This is a genomic window from Streptomyces sp. JJ36 (assembly GCF_021696945.1).
In the GTDB taxonomy this organism is placed as follows: domain Bacteria; phylum Actinomycetota; class Actinomycetes; order Streptomycetales; family Streptomycetaceae; genus Streptomyces.
This window is the reverse complement of the sequence record NZ_JACYHE010000015.1, coordinates 1-15,423: the sequence shown is the minus strand read 5'-3', so window position 1 is coordinate 15,423 and position 15,423 is coordinate 1. Positions and strand designations below refer to the sequence as shown.

The 15,423-nt window shown below is 75.0% G+C and carries 16 protein-coding genes and 1 pseudogene; 13 read left to right on the top strand and 4 right to left on the bottom strand.

All coding sequences use genetic code 11. The features are described 5' to 3' along the window. Nucleotides 1-4: 4 nt before the first annotated feature. Nucleotides 5-889 carry a hypothetical protein gene (locus HOY81_RS08740; protein WP_237319675.1) on the bottom strand — a complete coding sequence of 295 codons (885 nt, stop codon included), beginning with the start codon at nucleotides 887-889 and terminating at the stop codon, nucleotides 5-7. Between the two features lie 78 nt (nucleotides 890-967). On the opposite strand from HOY81_RS08740, the gene HOY81_RS08735 reads away from it, so the two are divergent. From HOY81_RS08735 to HOY81_RS08705, 7 genes are all read left to right on the top strand, one after another. Then, complete coding sequence (locus tag HOY81_RS08735; RefSeq protein WP_237319674.1) at nucleotides 968-1,339, top strand: DUF488 domain-containing protein; 372 nt, start codon at nucleotides 968-970, stop codon at nucleotides 1,337-1,339. A gap of 129 nt (nucleotides 1,340-1,468) precedes the next feature. After that, entirely contained in the window at nucleotides 1,469-2,665 is a 1,197-nt protein-coding gene (locus HOY81_RS08730; RefSeq protein ID WP_237319673.1) for an argininosuccinate synthase, read from the top strand. 143 nt (nucleotides 2,666-2,808) lie between these two features. Then, nucleotides 2,809-4,254, top strand: a complete 1,446-nt coding sequence (gene argH / locus HOY81_RS08725) for an argininosuccinate lyase (RefSeq protein WP_237319672.1) — start codon at nucleotides 2,809-2,811, stop codon at nucleotides 4,252-4,254. Nucleotides 4,255-4,331: 77 nt separating this feature from the next. Beyond that, nucleotides 4,332-4,883, top strand: a complete 552-nt coding sequence (locus tag HOY81_RS08720) for a TetR/AcrR family transcriptional regulator (protein ID WP_237319671.1) — start codon at nucleotides 4,332-4,334, stop codon at nucleotides 4,881-4,883. Between the two features lie 2 nt (nucleotides 4,884-4,885). After that, nucleotides 4,886-6,415 carry an MFS transporter gene (locus HOY81_RS08715; protein WP_237319747.1) on the top strand — a complete coding sequence of 510 codons (1,530 nt, stop codon included), beginning with the start codon at nucleotides 4,886-4,888 and terminating at the stop codon, nucleotides 6,413-6,415. A 251-nt stretch (nucleotides 6,416-6,666) separates the two neighbouring features. Further along, nucleotides 6,667-7,086, top strand: a complete 420-nt coding sequence (locus HOY81_RS08710; protein ID WP_237319670.1) for a phage holin family protein — start codon at nucleotides 6,667-6,669, stop codon at nucleotides 7,084-7,086. Then, on the top strand, nucleotides 7,083-7,556 hold the full coding sequence (locus HOY81_RS08705; RefSeq protein WP_237319669.1) for a DUF3618 domain-containing protein: 474 nt from the start codon (nucleotides 7,083-7,085) through the stop codon (nucleotides 7,554-7,556). The genes HOY81_RS08710 and HOY81_RS08705 overlap by 4 nt, the downstream gene beginning before the upstream one ends. A 15-nt stretch (nucleotides 7,557-7,571) precedes the next feature. Here the strand turns inward: HOY81_RS08705 and HOY81_RS08700 are convergent, their stop codons facing one another. Beyond that, a complete protein-coding gene (locus HOY81_RS08700; RefSeq protein ID WP_237319668.1) occupies nucleotides 7,572-8,252 on the bottom strand; it encodes a 1-acyl-sn-glycerol-3-phosphate acyltransferase in 681 nt (226 codons plus the stop codon). Nucleotides 8,253-8,496: 244 nt separating this feature from the next. Between HOY81_RS08700 and HOY81_RS08695 the strand changes: the two genes are divergently transcribed. The 3 genes from HOY81_RS08695 (at nucleotide 8,497) to HOY81_RS08685 (ending at nucleotide 10,974) form a co-directional block, all read left to right on the top strand. Next, on the top strand, nucleotides 8,497-9,663 hold the full coding sequence (locus HOY81_RS08695) for a glycerophosphodiester phosphodiesterase (protein WP_237319667.1): 1,167 nt from the start codon (nucleotides 8,497-8,499) through the stop codon (nucleotides 9,661-9,663). Nucleotides 9,664-9,788: 125 nt separating this feature from the next. After that, nucleotides 9,789-10,370, top strand: a complete 582-nt coding sequence (locus tag HOY81_RS08690) for a sigma-70 family RNA polymerase sigma factor (RefSeq protein WP_237319666.1) — start codon at nucleotides 9,789-9,791, stop codon at nucleotides 10,368-10,370. An 88-nt stretch (nucleotides 10,371-10,458) separates the two neighbouring features. Then, complete coding sequence (locus HOY81_RS08685; protein ID WP_237319665.1) at nucleotides 10,459-10,974, top strand: GNAT family N-acetyltransferase; 516 nt, start codon at nucleotides 10,459-10,461, stop codon at nucleotides 10,972-10,974. A gap of 19 nt (nucleotides 10,975-10,993) precedes the next feature. On the opposite strand, the gene HOY81_RS08680 is transcribed toward HOY81_RS08685, so the two are convergent. After that, nucleotides 10,994-11,443 (bottom strand): hypothetical protein, encoded by a 450-nt coding sequence (locus HOY81_RS08680; RefSeq protein ID WP_237319664.1) that lies wholly within the window; start codon nucleotides 11,441-11,443, stop codon nucleotides 10,994-10,996. Beyond that, the gene (locus HOY81_RS08675; protein WP_237319663.1) at nucleotides 11,433-11,804 is read right to left on the bottom strand and encodes a hypothetical protein; all 372 of its coding nucleotides are present in this window, start codon (nucleotides 11,802-11,804) and stop codon (nucleotides 11,433-11,435) included. Before HOY81_RS08675 ends, HOY81_RS08680 begins: the two co-directional genes overlap by 11 nt. A gap of 234 nt (nucleotides 11,805-12,038) precedes the next feature. Between HOY81_RS08675 and HOY81_RS08670 the strand changes: the two genes are divergently transcribed. The 3 genes and pseudogenes from HOY81_RS08670 to HOY81_RS08660 form a co-directional block, all read left to right on the top strand. Beyond that, nucleotides 12,039-12,674, top strand: coding sequence for a GNAT family N-acetyltransferase (locus HOY81_RS08670; RefSeq protein WP_237319662.1), 636 nt, complete (start codon nucleotides 12,039-12,041; stop codon nucleotides 12,672-12,674). A 109-nt stretch (nucleotides 12,675-12,783) separates the two neighbouring features. Next, complete coding sequence (gene cbiE / locus HOY81_RS08665) at nucleotides 12,784-14,073, top strand: precorrin-6y C5,15-methyltransferase (decarboxylating) subunit CbiE (RefSeq protein ID WP_237319661.1); 1,290 nt, start codon at nucleotides 12,784-12,786, stop codon at nucleotides 14,071-14,073. Nucleotides 14,074-14,323: 250 nt separating this feature from the next. Further along, nucleotides 14,324-15,423, top strand: a pseudogene (locus HOY81_RS08660) (hypothetical protein); the annotation flags it as partial.

Below are 15,423 nucleotides of genomic sequence, written 5' to 3'. Positions count from 1 at the left end.
CGGCTCAGCGCGGGGCGGGCGGACGGACGGTGAGGATGCCCAGCGTCGAGGAGCGCGGCAGCAGGCCCGCCGCGAGGACGGCTCCCAGCAGCGGCTCGGCACCCTGCGCCAGCCGGGTGCAGCCGTCCGTACCCAGCTCCCGGTACGGGGCGGCGGCGAGTTCGTCGGTCAGTCGCTCGATCTCCTCCCGCCCGTGGCGGCCCCGTTCCGTCGCCCGGCCGTCCGCGTCCACCCAGCCCCGCTCCGCCAGCCGGTCGCGGGCGGCGGTCCACTCCTGTTCCGTCCAGCCCCGGGAGGCGAAGGCGCTGAGGGGTGCGGCGTCGATCGCCGCGAAGGAGACCAGCGCCTCACAGCCGTCCAGGCCGGCGGCGAGCAGGGCGGCCAGATGGCCGTCCCCGCGGTGCTCGCGCAGCACCGTCGCGGCGTGCCAGAGCGCGAGGTGCGGTGCGTCCGGCCAGGGCAGTGCGGCGTTCGCGGCGGCCAGTGGGCGCCCCGCGGGATGCGCGGCCTCGGCCGCGGTGCGGGCCAGGTGCGCGGCCTCGGCCAGGGCCGGGTCGTGCACCCCGTCGCCCAGCAGTGCCCGCAGCGCCCGGTCCACGGCGCGGAGCCGGGCCGCGAGCACGGCCTCGGGGGACGCCGTGTCCCAGGTCGCGGGAACGTGGCGGGCCACGGTCGCCGGGCTGAAGCTGAAGTGGGTCGCCGTCACCAGGCCGGCGCCGGCCCGGCCGAGCGGCGCCGCGCGCCAGGCGAAGTAGGCGGGCCAGCGGTCGGTGGTGTCGTAGCCGAGGGCGGCCGCCTCGGCGGTGGCCTCCGGTGCGAAGTAGAGCGTCGCGTGCACTGGTTCGAGCCGGTGCCAGGTGGAGCGCGCGAGCCCGGGGAAGTCCGTCATGCGCCGACCGTAGCGCGCGATGTTTACACCGTCAACATTGATCTGGCGGCCGCAGGGCCCCGGCGGCACGCTGGGGGCATGGGGACGACGCGACGAGAGGTCCGGGTCCGCCGGGTCTACGAGGAGCCGGACGGGGCCGACGGGGTCCGGGTGCTGGTCGACCGGGTCTGGCCGCGCGGGATGCGCAAGGAGCAGGCGGGGCTGGACGCCTGGGAGAAGGAGGCCGCGCCCTCGGCGGAGCTGCGCCGCTGGTACGGGCACCGGCGGGAGCGCTACCCGGACTTCGCCGAGCGGTACCGCGCCGAGCTCGCCCGGCCGGAGCGTCGCGCCGCCGTGGACCGGCTGCGCGAGCGCGCCGGGGACGGGGTCCTCACCCTGCTCACCGCCACCCGGGACGTCGAGTACAGCCATGCCGTGCTGCTCGCGGAGGCGGTGCGCGGCGAAGAGTGAGGCCCGGCCCCGGGTGCTCGCCGGGGTGGTGTGCGGGGCCGCGGCGTGGCGTACGCGGCGCGGATTGACGAGGCATGCAGTGGAGTGCATACTTATACCCATCAGCGCATGCTTCCTAAGGAGACCCCCGTGACCGAGCGCGTCGTACTCGCCTACTCCGGCGGCCTGGACACCTCCGTCTGCATCGGCTGGATCGCCGAGGAGACCGGGGCCGAGGTCGTCGCCGTCGCCGTGGATGTCGGCCAGGGCGGCGAGGACCTGGACGTCATCCGCAAGCGTGCGCTCGCCTGCGGTGCGGTGGAGGCGGAGGTCGCCGACGCCAAGGACGAGTTCGCCGAGGAGTACTGCCTCCCTGCGATCAAGGCCAACGCCCTCTACATGGACCGCTATCCGCTGGTCTCCGCGCTGTCCCGGCCCACCATCGTCAAGCACCTGGTGGCCGCGGCCCGGAAGCACGGCGCGAGCACCGTGGCCCACGGCTGCACCGGCAAGGGCAACGACCAGGTCCGGTTCGAGGCCGGCATCTCCTCCCTGGCCCCCGACCTGACCTGCATCGCCCCGGTGCGGGACTACGCCATGACACGGGACAAGGCCATCGCCTTCTGCGAGGAGAAGGGCCTGCCCATCGCGACCACCAAGAAGTCCCCCTACTCCATCGACCAGAACGTCTTCGGCCGGGCCGTCGAGACCGGCTTCCTGGAGGACATCTGGAACGCGCCGGTGGAGGACGTCTACGACTACACGGAGAACCCGGCCACCCCCCGGGAGGCCGACGAGGTCCTGATCACCTTCGACAAGGGCGTCCCGGTCGCGATCGACGGCGCGCCGGTCACCGTGCTCCAGGCGATCCAGCAGCTCAACGAGCGGGCGGGTGCCCAGGGCGTGGGCCGGATCGACATGGTCGAGGACCGGCTGGTCGGCATCAAGTCCCGGGAGGTCTACGAGTCGCCCGGGGGCATCGCGCTGATCACCGCACACCAGGAGCTGGAGAACGTCACCGTCGAGCGTGAGCTCGCCCGCTACAAGCGGCAGGTCGAGCAGCGCTGGTCCGAGCTGGTCTACGACGGTCTGTGGTTCTCCCCGCTGAAGCGGGCCCTGGACGGCTTCATCGACGAGGCGAACGAGCACGTCAGCGGCGAGGTGCGGATGACCCTGCACGGCGGCCGGGCCGTCGTCACCGGCCGCCGGTCCGAGCAGTCGCTCTACGACTTCAACCTGGCCACCTACGACTCGGGTGACACCTTCGACCAGTCCCTGTCCAAGGGCTTCATCGAGCTCTTCGGCATGTCCAGCAAGATCGCCGCGAAGCGGGATCTCGCGCAGTAGTCTGCGCCCGCGACGGTCCTGCCCTCGCCTCCCCGCCGGGCGCCCGGCGGGGAGGCGAGACGCATCCGCACCCTTCTCCGTGTCCGTCCCGCACCCCCGTCCCGCACCCCCGCCCCGAACCCCTCCCGAGGAGCAGAGCAGCGATGAGCAACGAACCGCAGACGCCGGCCGGAGACCAGGACGTGCGGCTCTGGGGCGGCCGGTTCGCCGACGGGCCGTCCGAGGCGCTGGAGAAGCTCTCGGCATCCGTGCACTTCGACTGGCGGCTCGCCCCGTACGACATCGCCGGCTCCCGGGCACACGCCCGCGTGCTGCACACCGCCGGGCTGCTCACCGCCGGCGAGCTCGAGCGGATGCTGGCCGGACTGGACCGGCTGGAGGCGGACGTCGCCGACGGGTCCTTCACCGGCACGATCGCCGACGAGGACGTGCACACCGCCCTGGAACGCGGGCTGCTGGAGCGGCTCGGTCCCGAACTCGGCGGCAAGCTGCGTGCCGGGCGGTCCCGGAACGACCAGGTGGCCACGTTGTTCCGGATGTACCTGCGGGACCACGCCCGCATCCTCGGCGGACTCCTCGCCGACCTCCAGGAGGCGCTGCTCGGGCTCGCCGAGCGGCACCCGGACGTCGTGATGCCCGGGCGCACCCACCTCCAGCACGCTCAGCCGGTGCTCTTCGCCCATCACGTGCTGGCACACGCCCAGTCGCTCTCCCGGGACGCCGAGCGGCTGCGGCAGTGGGACGCCCGTACGGCCGTCTCGCCGTACGGTTCGGGGGCGCTCGCCGGCTCCTCGCTCGGCCTCGACCCGGAGGCCGTCGCCGCCGAGCTGGGCTTCGAGAACGGGTCCGCGCCCAACTCGATCGACGGCACCGCCTCCCGGGACTTCGTCGCCGAGTTCGCCTTCGTCACCGCGATGATCGGCGTCGACCTGTCGAAGATCGCCGAAGAGGTCATCCTCTGGAACACGAAGGAGTTCTCCTTCGTCACCCTGCACGACGCCTTCTCCACCGGCTCCTCGATCATGCCGCAGAAGAAGAACCCGGACATCGCCGAGCTCGCGCGCGGCAAGTCCGGACGGCTGATCGGCAATCTCACCGGGCTGCTCGCCACCCTCAAGGCGCTGCCGCTGGCGTACAACCGGGACCTCCAGGAGGACAAGGAGCCGGTCTTCGACTCCTGCGACCAGCTCGAGATGCTGCTGCCCGCGTTCACCGGGATGATGGCCACCCTCACGGTGAACCGCGCCCGCATGGCCGAGCTGGCCCCCGCCGGGTTCTCGCTGGCCACGGACGTGGCCGAGTGGCTGGTGAAACAGGGCGTGCCGTTCCGGGTGGCGCACGAGCTCGCGGGGGAGTGCGTGAAGGTCTGCGAGGAGGCCGGGATCGAGCTGCACGAGCTCACCGACGAGCAGTTCGCGAAGATCTCGCCCCATCTCACGCCCGAGGTCCGCACGGTGCTGGACGTGCACGGCGCGCTCGCCGCGCGCGACGGCCGGGGCGGCACGGCGCCCTCGGCGGTGGCGGTGCAGCTCGACGAGGTCACCCGGGACCTGGCGCGGCAGCGGGAGTGGGCCACCGCGACGCGCTGACCGGAGCCCCGCCGTCCACCGGGGAGCCGTGGGTCGGCGCTGAGACATTCGTGTCTCAAGAGCGATATGGTTGTCTCATGCCAGTGGACCGGGAACGGATTCTTCGCGCCGCGGCCGCACACCTCGGTCGCAGGCCGGCCGCCTCCATGGACGACATCGCCCGTGCGGCCGGCATCAGCCGCGCCACGCTGCACCGCCACTTCGCCGGGCGCGACGCCCTGGTGCGGGGGCTCGAGCAGCTGGGCGTCCAGCAGGTGCGCGCCGCAGTCGACGCCGCCCGTATCGACGAGGGCGACCCGGCGGAGGCGCTGCGTCGCCTCGTCGACCGGACGGCTCCGCTCACCGGCTTTCTCGGCTTTCTCATGACCGAGAACCAGCTCTTCGAGCCGAGCGCCCTCGACCCCGGCTGGAGCGAGATCGACGACGGGATCGCCGCACTCTTCCGTCGTGGCCAGGAGGACGGTGTCTTCCGCGTCGAGCTCACCGCCCCCTTCCTCACCGAAGCGCTCTACGCCCTGGTCACGGCCTCGGCCTGGGCGGTGCAGGCGGGGCGGGTCGCCGAGCGCGACGCAGGCCGGATGACCGCCGAACTGCTGCTCGGCGGCCTGCTGAGGCGAGAGGGCCGGTGACCGTGGAGACCGCGCGTACGGCGGTGGAGGCGGCGCGGGAACCGACCCGCAGGCAGCGCTGGCTCGCCCTGGCCGTGCTCGCGCTGGCGGTGCTGGTGGTCGCGGTGGACGCCACCGTGCTCGCGCTGGCGACACCGTTTCTCAGCGAGGAGCTGAAACCTTCCAGCACCCAGCTGCTGTGGATCGGCGACGTCTACTCGTTCGTCATCGCCGGCCTGCTGGTCTCCATGGGGTCGCTGGGCGACCGCGTCGGGCGCAAGCGCATGCTGCTGACGGGTTCCGTCGTGTTCGGCGCGCTGTCCGCCCTCACGGCCTACGCGCACAGTGCCGAGGCGATGATCGCCTGGCGGGCTCTGATGGGTGTCGCCGGGGCGACGCTGATGCCGTCCACGCTGGCGCTGATCCGCAACATCTTCCACGACCCGAGGGAGCGCAGCGTCGCCGTCGGTGTCTGGGGAGCCATGGCCTCGGCCGGCGCCGCTGTCGGGCCCGTGCTCGGCGGTCTGCTGCTGGACCACTTCTGGTGGGGCTCCGTCTTCCTGATCAACCTCCCCGTCATGGGTGTCCTGGTGCTCGTCGGGGTCCGGTTGCTGCCCGAGTCCCGTGACCCGTCCCCCGGGCCGTGGGATCTGCCCAGCGTGGCTCTGTCCATGATCGGCGTCCTCGGCGTCGTGTACGCGGTGAAGGAGGCCGCGGCCTACGGTCTCCGGTGGGACGTGGGCGCGGCGGTGGCTCTCGGCGCCCTCGCCCTTGCGGCGTTCACCCGGCGGCAGTTGCGGCTCGACGCGCCGCTGCTGGACATGCGCCTCTTTCGCCACCGCGGCTTCTCCGGGGCGGTCCTCGCCGACCTGCTGACCATCTTCGGGCTCGCCGGGCTGGTGTTCTTCCTGTCCCAGTTCCTGCAGCTCGTGCAGGGACGCTCACCGTTCGAAGCCGGGCTCGCCGAACTGCCGGCGGGGGCCGGTGCGATCGCCGCCGGTCTGGTCGCGGGCTCCGCCGCCCGCCGTGCGTCGGTACGGGCGGCGGTCTGCGGCGGGCTGACCGCCTGCGGCCTGGCCCTCTGCGCGTGCGCCTTCCTCTCCCCGGCCGGCGACTACCGGCTGCTCGGGCTGCTGCTGCTCGTGCTGGGGCTGGGGGCGGGGCTCTCCTTCACCGTGACGGCGGACGTCATCCTCTCCGTCGTGCCCAGAGGCCAGGCCGGCGCCGCCTCCGCCGTCTCCGAGACCGCCTACGAACTGGGCTCGGCTCTCGGCATCGCCCTCCTCGGCTCGGTGGTCACGGGCTTCTACCGGGCACAGGCCGTTCCGGCGGGAACCCCGGGCGAGGTCGCCGGTCAGGCGCGGGCCTCCCTGGGCGGAGCCGCCGAGGCCGCGCGCAGCCTGCCCGGTCCGGCGGGGGAGCGGCTGCTCGCGACGGCGCAGGGAGCCTTCACCGACGGGCTGCGCGCGGGAGCGGTGCTCGCCGGGGCCGTCCTCCTGGCCGCGGCGGCGGTCTGCTGGCGGGTGCTGCGTGACCAGCGCCTGGAAGGGTAGGGGCGGGCCCCGGGTGCCGGCGCCCGCCACCGCGCCCGGCCCGGCGGGGGGGGGGCGGCCCGGGCGCATCCGCATCGCGCCCCCGGACGGCGGCCCCTCCCCTCCCGCACTGTCACCGTGCACGGTCGCGGGAGGCGGCCGCCCCGGCGCCCGCGGCGCCCGCGGACATCTCCGGAAGACCGGCGTACTTCCCCGGAAGCGGGGAACTCGCCGCCCGTCCCGCAGGTAGGGCGTGAGACGAGGAGAGACCCATGGCCACCATCGCGCGTTCCCGGACGGACCGGAACCACCAGGTCTCGACGGGAGAGCTGGTCAAGCGGGCTTCCGAACAACTGTCGGAGGTCGTACGCAGCGAGATGCGGCTTGCCCGGGCGGAGATGAAGGAGAAGGGCAAACGGGCCGGCCTCGGCGGCGGCATGTTCGGCGGGGCCGCACTGTTCGGCCTGCTCGCCCTTCAGGTGCTGGTGGCAGCCGCGGTCGCGGCGGTGGCGCTGGCCCTGTCCGTGTGGCTGGCCGCCCTGGTCGTCGCCGGTGGGCTGCTGCTCGTCGCCGGCCTGCTGGCACTGGTCGGCAGGAGCCAGATGTCCCGCGCGAAGCCCGCGAAACCCGAGCAGGCCCTCGGCGGCGTGCGTGCCGATGTCCAGGCGATCCGGGAAGGAGCCCACCGATGACGCGTGCCGACCACAACGGCCACGGGGCCGCCTCCACGCAGGAGCTGCACGCGGAGGTCGAACACGCCCGCGACCAACTCGCCGACACCGTCTCCCAGCTCGCAGCGAAGGCGGACCTCTCCGCGCGTGCCCGGACGCGGGCCCGGGAGACCCGGGAACGGATGCAGCACGGGGGTCGCCGCGCCGCGGAGAAGGGAGGCGGCACGAAGGGTGCGGTCATCGCGTCCGGCGCCGGTGTGCTCTGCCTTGCGGTGCTCGCCGCACGGCTGTACCGGCGCCGCCCCGGCCTGGGGGCGCGTGCGGGCGGAACCGGCCGTGACCGGCCGTTCACCGTCGTGGTGACGCGGAGCGTGGGCCCGCCGCCGGGCGTGGGGAGCCGGTTCCGCAGGAGCCGGTCCGGGCGTTCGGGCGGTTACGGAGCGCGGTGGTGCCGGGGCGCGCAGGAGGCCGGCGGCCGCCGGCGGAGGTGAGCCGACGCCCGGGACTCAGGCCGCCTTCGCCTTCGTGGCGTACATGTCCACGTACTCCTGCCCCGACAGCCGCATGACCTCGCTCATCACCTCGTCCGTCACCGCGCGGAGTACATACCGGTCGCGGTCCATCCCGTCGTAGCGGGAGAAGTCCAGCGGCTCGCCGAACCGCACGGCGATGCGCCGCCCCCGGCCGAGGCGCGGCAGCCCGCTGCCTCCCGGCTGCACCTCGTCGGTGCCGATCATGGCGAAGGGCACCACCGGCGCGCCCGTCATCAGGGCGAGCCGTGCGATGCCCGTGCGGCCGCGGTAGAGGCGCCCGTCGGGGGAGCGGGTGCCCTCGGGGTAAATGCCGAAGGCGTGGCCCTCCTCCAGCACGCGGCGCCCGGTCATCAGCGCGGCCACACCGCCGCGGCCGCCGTCGCGGTCGACCGGGATCATGCCGACGCCGGTGAAGAACCACGCCATCAGCCGGCCCTTGAGCCCGGTGCCGGTGACGTACTCGTCCTTGCCGATGAAGAACACCTGACGACCCGTCACCAGCGGCAGGATCATCGAGTCGAGGAAGGTGAGATGGTTGCCCGCCAGGATGACGGGCCCCTCGGCCGGGATGCGTCCGGCCCCTTCCACCCGCGGCCGGAACAGGATGCGCAGGAGCGAGCCGAGCAGCGCCTTGATCAGCAGGAAACGGGACAACGGGCCCTCCGGTCGGTGACGGTCGTGCGCACACGTACGCAGATGAGGACGATACTCGCCGTGCCGCTCCCGTGCCGCCCGGGGGCGGCACGGGAGCCGCCACCCGGGTCCGGGCCGCCGCCTGTTTCCGCCGTGTTCCGCGCCGTGTCTCCCGGTGCACGTTCCCGCGCTCTACGATGCGGCCGCATCTGTCAGGTGCGGGTCAGCCGCGCAGGACGGCCGGACGAAACCGGAAAGGGGAACCATGGGAGAGCAGCAGCGGCCGGGACGGAGGACGGTGCTGGGCGCCGCCGCGGCGCTGGGCGCGGGTGCGGCGGCGCTGGGCGCCGCGGGCACGGCGCGGGCGGACGAGCGCGCCCCCGGGGCGGGCCGGGACGACGCCCGGGGCGGCCGGCACCGGCTGCCGGTACCGGCCGTCGTGGCGCACCGCGGAGCCAGCGGCTACCGCCCGGAGCACACCCTGGGCTCCTACCAGCTCGCCCTCGACATGGGCGCCGACGTCATCGAGCAGGACCTGGTCCCCACCCGGGACGGGCACCTGGTGTGCCGCCACGAGAACAACATCGCGGACACCACCGACGTCGCAGACCACCCGGAGTTCGCCGGGCGCCGGACCACCAAGACGGTGGACGGCCAGGAGGTGACGGGCTGGTTCACCGAGGACTTCACCCTCGCCGAGCTCAAGACCCTGCGGGCGGTCGAGCGGCTGCCGGAGCGGCGGCAGCGGAACACCCTCTACGACGGACGCTGGGAGGTGCCCTCCTTCGAGGAGGTGCTGGACTGGGCCGGCCGTGAGGGGCGCCGGCGGCACCGCCCGGTGTGGCTGCACATCGAGACCAAGCACCCCACCTACTTCCGGAAGCTCGGGCTGGACCTGGAGCCGCGCCTGGCCCGGCAGCTCCGCCGCCACGGCCGGCACCGCGCCCACGCGCCCAACTTCCTGCAGTCCTTCGAGCCCACCAGCATCGAGCGGCTGGCACGGCTGGTCGACTGCCCGGGCGTGGTGCTGCTGTGGACCCCCGACGACCGCCCGTGGGACTTCGTCGAGGCCGGCGACCCGCGCACCGTCGCCGACCTGATCACCCCCGAGGGCCTGGAGTGGATCGCGGGCTTCGCCCGCGGCATCGGCCCGCTCGCGGACCTCGTCATCCCGAAGAACGCGGACGGCACGCTGGGGGAGCCCACCACCCTGGTGCGGGACGCGCACGCCCGCGGCCTGGTGCTGCACCCGTACACGATGCGCAACGAGAACGCCTATCTGCCCGCGGAGTTCCGCCGCGGTACGGATCCGGACGCCTACGGCGACGCCTTCGGCGCCTTCCGCGCCTACTTCGCCACCGGGATCGACGGCATCTTCACCGACAACCCCGACACCGGAGTGCTCGCCGCGGAGGACTTCCGGGACCGCTGACGGCGGCTCCCGCGCTTCCGTGCCACCCGCGGGGGTGGTTTGCCGCCCCCGCGGGTGGCTCCCGGCCGGGGTGGGCGTGCCGTACGCCCACCCCGGGCGTTCGGCGTCATGTGAGCGCCCCCGCCGTGACCCCTGCTGCCCCGCCACCCGCCCCCGGACTGCCGCGCGGTCTCGGTGCGCTGCTGACCGCCGAGTGCGCCGCCGAGGCCCACGGCACCCGGCTGGACGCCGAGGACCTCCGGCAGGGGGTCTGGCTGCGCTGGCTGGAGCGCCATCGCGTGGCCGGTCCGCCGGACGCCCCGGCCGACTGGCTGCGCGCGGCGGTACGGGCCGAGGCGCGCCCGGAGCGGCGCCGCACCCGGTGGGAGGTGCCGCTCGGCGGCGCCTCCGGCGCGCCCGCGGTCCTGCCCCGGCCGGTCACCGCGGCCGACGGGCACGGCGACCCGGCCAGCCCGGCCGAGGAGCCGCTGCTGGCCGCCGAGCGGCGCCGGACCCTGCGGGCCGCGGTGGCCCGGCTCCCCGGGAGATGCCCCGCGGTGCTGGGCGCGATGCTCCACGAGAGTGACCGTACATACCGGGAAATCGCCGACGAGTTGGGAATCTCACAGGGCAGCCTGGGCCCGCTGCGTTCCCGTTGCCTGGCATGCCTGCGCAGAATGCTGTGGACGGAGGTTGCGGCACCTGAACTCCGGGGAAGGGTGCGGTAAGCAACCGGCGTCTTCAGGGCAGACAGTCCGTGCGCGGCACCCTCACTCTCGCGCGCCCGGACCCGAGAACATGGGGAGGCATGCGCGCATGGGCATGAGCGTGACCATCTCTGCGGCGACCGACGACGACGCCGAACAGATTCTCAAACTCCAGTACCTCTGCTACCAGTCGGAAGCCGAGATCTACGGCGACTACGGCATCGAGCCGCTCACCCAGACCCTCGCCGCGCTGCGTGCCGAACTCGGCGAGGGATGCGTGCTCGTCGCCCGCCTGGGCGAGGAGGTCGTGGGCTCCGTACGCGGCACGGTCGACGCCGACGGCACCGCCCGGATCAGCAGGCTCTGCGTGCACCCCCGCATGCGGCGGCACGGCCTCGGCGGCCGGCTGCTGGCCCGCATCGAGGAACGGCTGCGTGCCGAGCGCGCCGCCAAGCGTTACCGTCTCCTCACCGGCCACCGCAGCGAGGCCAACCTCCGGCTCTACCGCCGCTCCGGATACGCCGCCGTCGGCACCTCCGTCGACCGCGCTCCCGGGGGCAGGGGCGTCACGCTCGTCACCATGGAGAAGGACGCCGGCGCGCATGCCTTCGCCGCCAGCGCCTGACCACGCGCGGCACGACGCGTCAGGGTGCGCCCGCGCCGCCGGGCGCACCCCGCGGCTCCGCGGGGGCGCGGCGCAGCCAGAGCAGGCCGGTGACGGGCAGCACCAGCGGGATGAAGAGATAGCCCATGCCGTAGTCCGACCACACCGTCGCGTCCGGGAAGGCGGCCGGGTCGGCGAGCGTCCAGGTGCCCACCACCAGGACGCCCAGCAGCTCCGCGCAGCAGCAGACCAGCGCGGCCTTCCGGGCCCGCTCCCCGCCCCGCACCAGCGACACCGTGATGAACGCGTAGACGACGGCGGCCACCGCCGACAGGACATAGGCCAGCGGGGCCTCGTGGAAGCGGGTGGACAACTGGACCGCGGAGCGGGACGCCGCCCCGACGGTGAAGATCCCGTACAGCGTCACCAGCAGCTTCCCGGGGCCGGTGCCGATGCCGCCCCGCGGCCGGCCGGCCGGCTCAGGCGCCACCGCCGCCTCCCCAGACGTCGTGCAGCCGCGCCTGGAGCGCCGCCGTCACCACCGCTCCGGCGACCACCGTCAGCGACCCCCAGCGGGTCCGTTCCGTCAGCGAGATCAGTCCGACCACGGGCACACAGCAGGCCACCCCGACGAGATACGCGACGAAGACCCCGGTCCCGCCGGCGGGCCGCTCGCCTCGGACGAGCTGGACCACCCCCACCACGAGCTGGGCGAGTGCCAGCACCGTGACCACGGCCATGCCCAGGAAGTGCCAGTCCTTCGTGGGCTGGTCCCGGTAGGCCGCGTGGCCGCACCAGGCGGCCAGGGCGAGCGCGGCCACGGCGACCGCCACCGTCAGCGGGGTGAGCATGCCCCGAGTCTAGGAGGACGTGCGGGGCCCCGGCCCGCGGCCCCCGGCGGAGCGCTCCGGGGGCGTCCCGGGGGCCGCGCGGTACCGGTGTCGACAAGTCGATTCCCGGCGCCGCATCCCGCCCGGACACCGGGCCCGGCGCTGCACGGGCCCGTACCGATGCTGCATGCTGTGCACTGCTGCAACCCCGGGCTCGCACCCCCGGAACCCCACGGCATCGGCATGGAGCGGCGCATGACATCCACCTTCCCGGACATCTCGATCAGTACGGACCGGCTCGTGCTGCGCCCGTTCGAGGAAGCGGACATCCCCGCCCTTGCGGACATGATGAACGACGAACTCGTCGCCGTCTGGACCTCCGTGCCCGCCCCCTACGGCCTCGCCGAGGCCCGCGACTGGATCACCCGCCGCGCCCCCGCCGAACGTGCCGGCGGCCACGGCGTCGTCTTCGCCGTCACCGAGCTCCTCACCCAGCGGCTCGTCGGCACCGTCCGGCTCAAGGACGCCGACTGGCGGCTGCTCACCGCCCGTGTCTCGTACGCCGTCGCGCCGTGGGCCCGCGGCGAGGGGTATGCCGCGGAGTCGGTGCTCGCCGTCGCCCAGTGGCTCTTCCAGGACCAGAAGTTCGAGCGCCTCGAACTCCGCACCGCCGCCGACAACACCGCCGCCCAGCAGGTCGCGCAGAAGCTCGGCTGCATCAGCGAGGGCGTCCTGCGCAACGCCTGGATCGCCCGCACCCGCACCGAGAGCGGCGACTGGGCCGAGATCCGCACCGATCTCATCGTCTGGAGCCTGCTGCCCGAGGACCTCGACGGGCTGCCGGAACGCATGGCGGAGGCGGGCGGCTCCGCCTATCCGGACTGGCGCTGAGGCCGCCGCGCAGGTCACCACGGCACGCGGGGGCAGGGGAGCCGCCGGCCGCCCGCGAAGGTAGTCTCGCCCTGCTGCCCCACCTGCGACGAGACGGAGAGACCCGCCGATGGCCGACCGCGTCACCGTGATCGGGTGGGACGGCTCGCCCCTGACCGAGGCCGCGCGCGCCGCGCTCGGTGCGGCCACTCTCGTCGCCGGTGCCGCCCACCACCTGGCGCTTCCCGAAGTCCCCGCGCAGGCCGAGCGCATCCGGCTCGGCAGCGTCGCGCTCGCCGCCCGGCGCATCGTGCGCCACCGCGGCACCGCGGTCGTGCTGGCCGACGGGGACCCCGGCTTCTTCGGCGTCGTCCGCACGCTGCGCGCCCCCGAGCACGGTCTGGAGGTGGAGGTCGCCCCCGCGGTGTCCTCCGTCGCCGCGGCCTTCGCCCGGGCCGGCATGCCCTGGGACGACGCGCAGGTCGTCGTCGCCCAACGCCGTACCCTGCGGCGCGCGGTCAACGTCTGCCGTGCCCACACCAAGGTCGCGGTCCTCACCTCGCCGGGCGCCGGGCCTGCCGAACTCGCCCTGCTGCTGGGCGAGGTGCACCGCACCTTCGTCATCTGCGAGGCGCTCGGCACCGACCGGGAGGAGGTCAGCGTCCTCACCTCCGACAAGGTCGCCGACCACACCTGGCGCGACCCCAACATCGTGCTGGTGGTCGGCGGCGGCATGCCCGGCGCCGGGGGCAACGGGCCGGCCGGGCAGGAACCCGATACCGGCTGGATCGCCGGGCACGAGCCGGGCCACCCGGTGCCGCCCCGCGGCTGGGCCCTGCCCGCGGGGGCGTACGGCACCGAACCGGACGCGCCCGGCGCGGCGGAGGGCGCGCGGGGCGCAGCCGGCCACGAGGCGCGGGCGCATGCCGGCGCATCCATGCGGTTGCGCGCCGCACAGCTCGCCCGGCTGGGTCCCCGGACCGGCGACCTCCTCTGGGACATCGGAGCGGGCGGCGGCGCGGTGGCCGTCGACGCGGCGCGGCTGGGGGCCGCGGTCATCGCCGTGGACCGCGACGCACGCGCGTGCTCCCGGATCGCGGCGGCCGCCCGCCGGTTCGGCGTCCAGGTGCAGACGGTGCCGGGCGCGGCGCCACAGGTGCTGGAGGACCTGCCGGAACCGGACGTGGTACGCGTGGGCGGCGGCGGGGTCCGCACCGTCGCGGCCGTGGTCGACCGCAGACCCGAGCGGATCGTCACCCACGCGGTCACCCGGGACGAGGCGGAGGCGCTCGGCCGGGTGCTCGGCGACGGCGGCTACAACGTGGAGTGCGCCCTGCTGCAGTCCGTCGAACTGGACACCGAGGCCTGGGCCGAACGGGAGCGCACGGTCGTCTTCCTGCTCTCCGGCGTCCGCAGCTGACCTCGCCGGTCCCGGCCCGGCGCACCGCTCCGAAGTGCCACGTCTCACCCACCCGTGGCCGGTCGGACACGCGATGCCGGGTAGGCTGATGGATCGTTGTGCCGCCCCAGGAGGTTGACGGTTCGTCCGGCAATGTCCGTATGGGGCGGGAGGGGCACGTGCCGCAACGAGCGCGCGCTCGTTCTTCATCCTGGGGGCGGCGGCCATCCGCCGGGCTGGAAGGAGCACCACCGATGGGCGAGGGGTACGCATGACTGACACCGGCCAGGTCCCGGGCGAGGGACAGCCGGACCGCGCAGCCGCACAGCCGGATCCGCAGCAGCCGGGCGCACCGGCCGCCCACGACGCGTACGGCTACCCGGCCCCGGCCGACGGCCCGCCCGCCGCGTCCGGTGACTCCGTCGACGAGGAGGACCTGCTGATGCCGGGAGCGCAGGGCGCCTGGAGCGAGGCCGGGACCGCCGGGAGCGGCGCGGCACCGCACCCGCCCGCCGCGGGAGGGACCCACGAGAGCGACGGCCGCGACTCCGGCGTGCACGACGTCGCCGCCGCACGTGCGCACACCGGCGGCCCCGCGCCCGAGCAGTCCGCGGGCCAGCCGCCGCGCCGCCCGCTCCACCTCGGCCCGCCCGTCCCCGAGCAGTCGGGCGCCGTCCGCTCCCTGGCCGACCGCGGCCCCAGCGCGCCGCCGCCCGGACCCGCCGCTCCCGCGCCCGGCACGCAACCGGGTCCGCAGGGCCCGGCGGCGCCGACGCCCCAGCAGCCCGCCGGCCCGGAGTACCTGGACGTGCCGTCCCAGGGGCCCGAGACCTTCGCCGGCCCGCAGCCGGGGCAGGCGCAGGCAGGCCCCCACGGTGAGCCGCAGCAGCACCCCGGCGGCAGCCCCGCGCAGGCCGACGCCTGGACCGCCACACCGGTCACACCGGGCCCGTACGAGGGCGGGGCCCCCGCGCCCGGCCAGGTCGGCGCCCCGGACCCGGCCGCCCACGCGCCGCTGCCCGGTCCGGACCTGGCGGCGGTCCCGCCGCCGGCGACGCCCGGGCCGCATCCGGCCGAGCCCGTTCAGACGGCGCAACAGCCGGCCGCCCCCGCAGCCGGGGACGGGGCCGCCGTCGCGCCGGAGTCCGGTGCCCAGGGCGAGCAGGCCCCGGGCGGCACCGCCCCGGCCGCTCAGCAGCCCGTCGCTCCGGCTCCCGACGGCGGGGCGGCCGCCGTGCCCGGCCCGGGCGAGCAGAGCGAGGAAGTCCCGGGCGAGACCGGGGCCGCGCCCGCCGCGCCCGGGACCGTGCAGACCGCTGAGGCCGCAACGCCGGGCGAGGAGGGCGCCGCGCCGGCGGCCCGGGCCGCGGC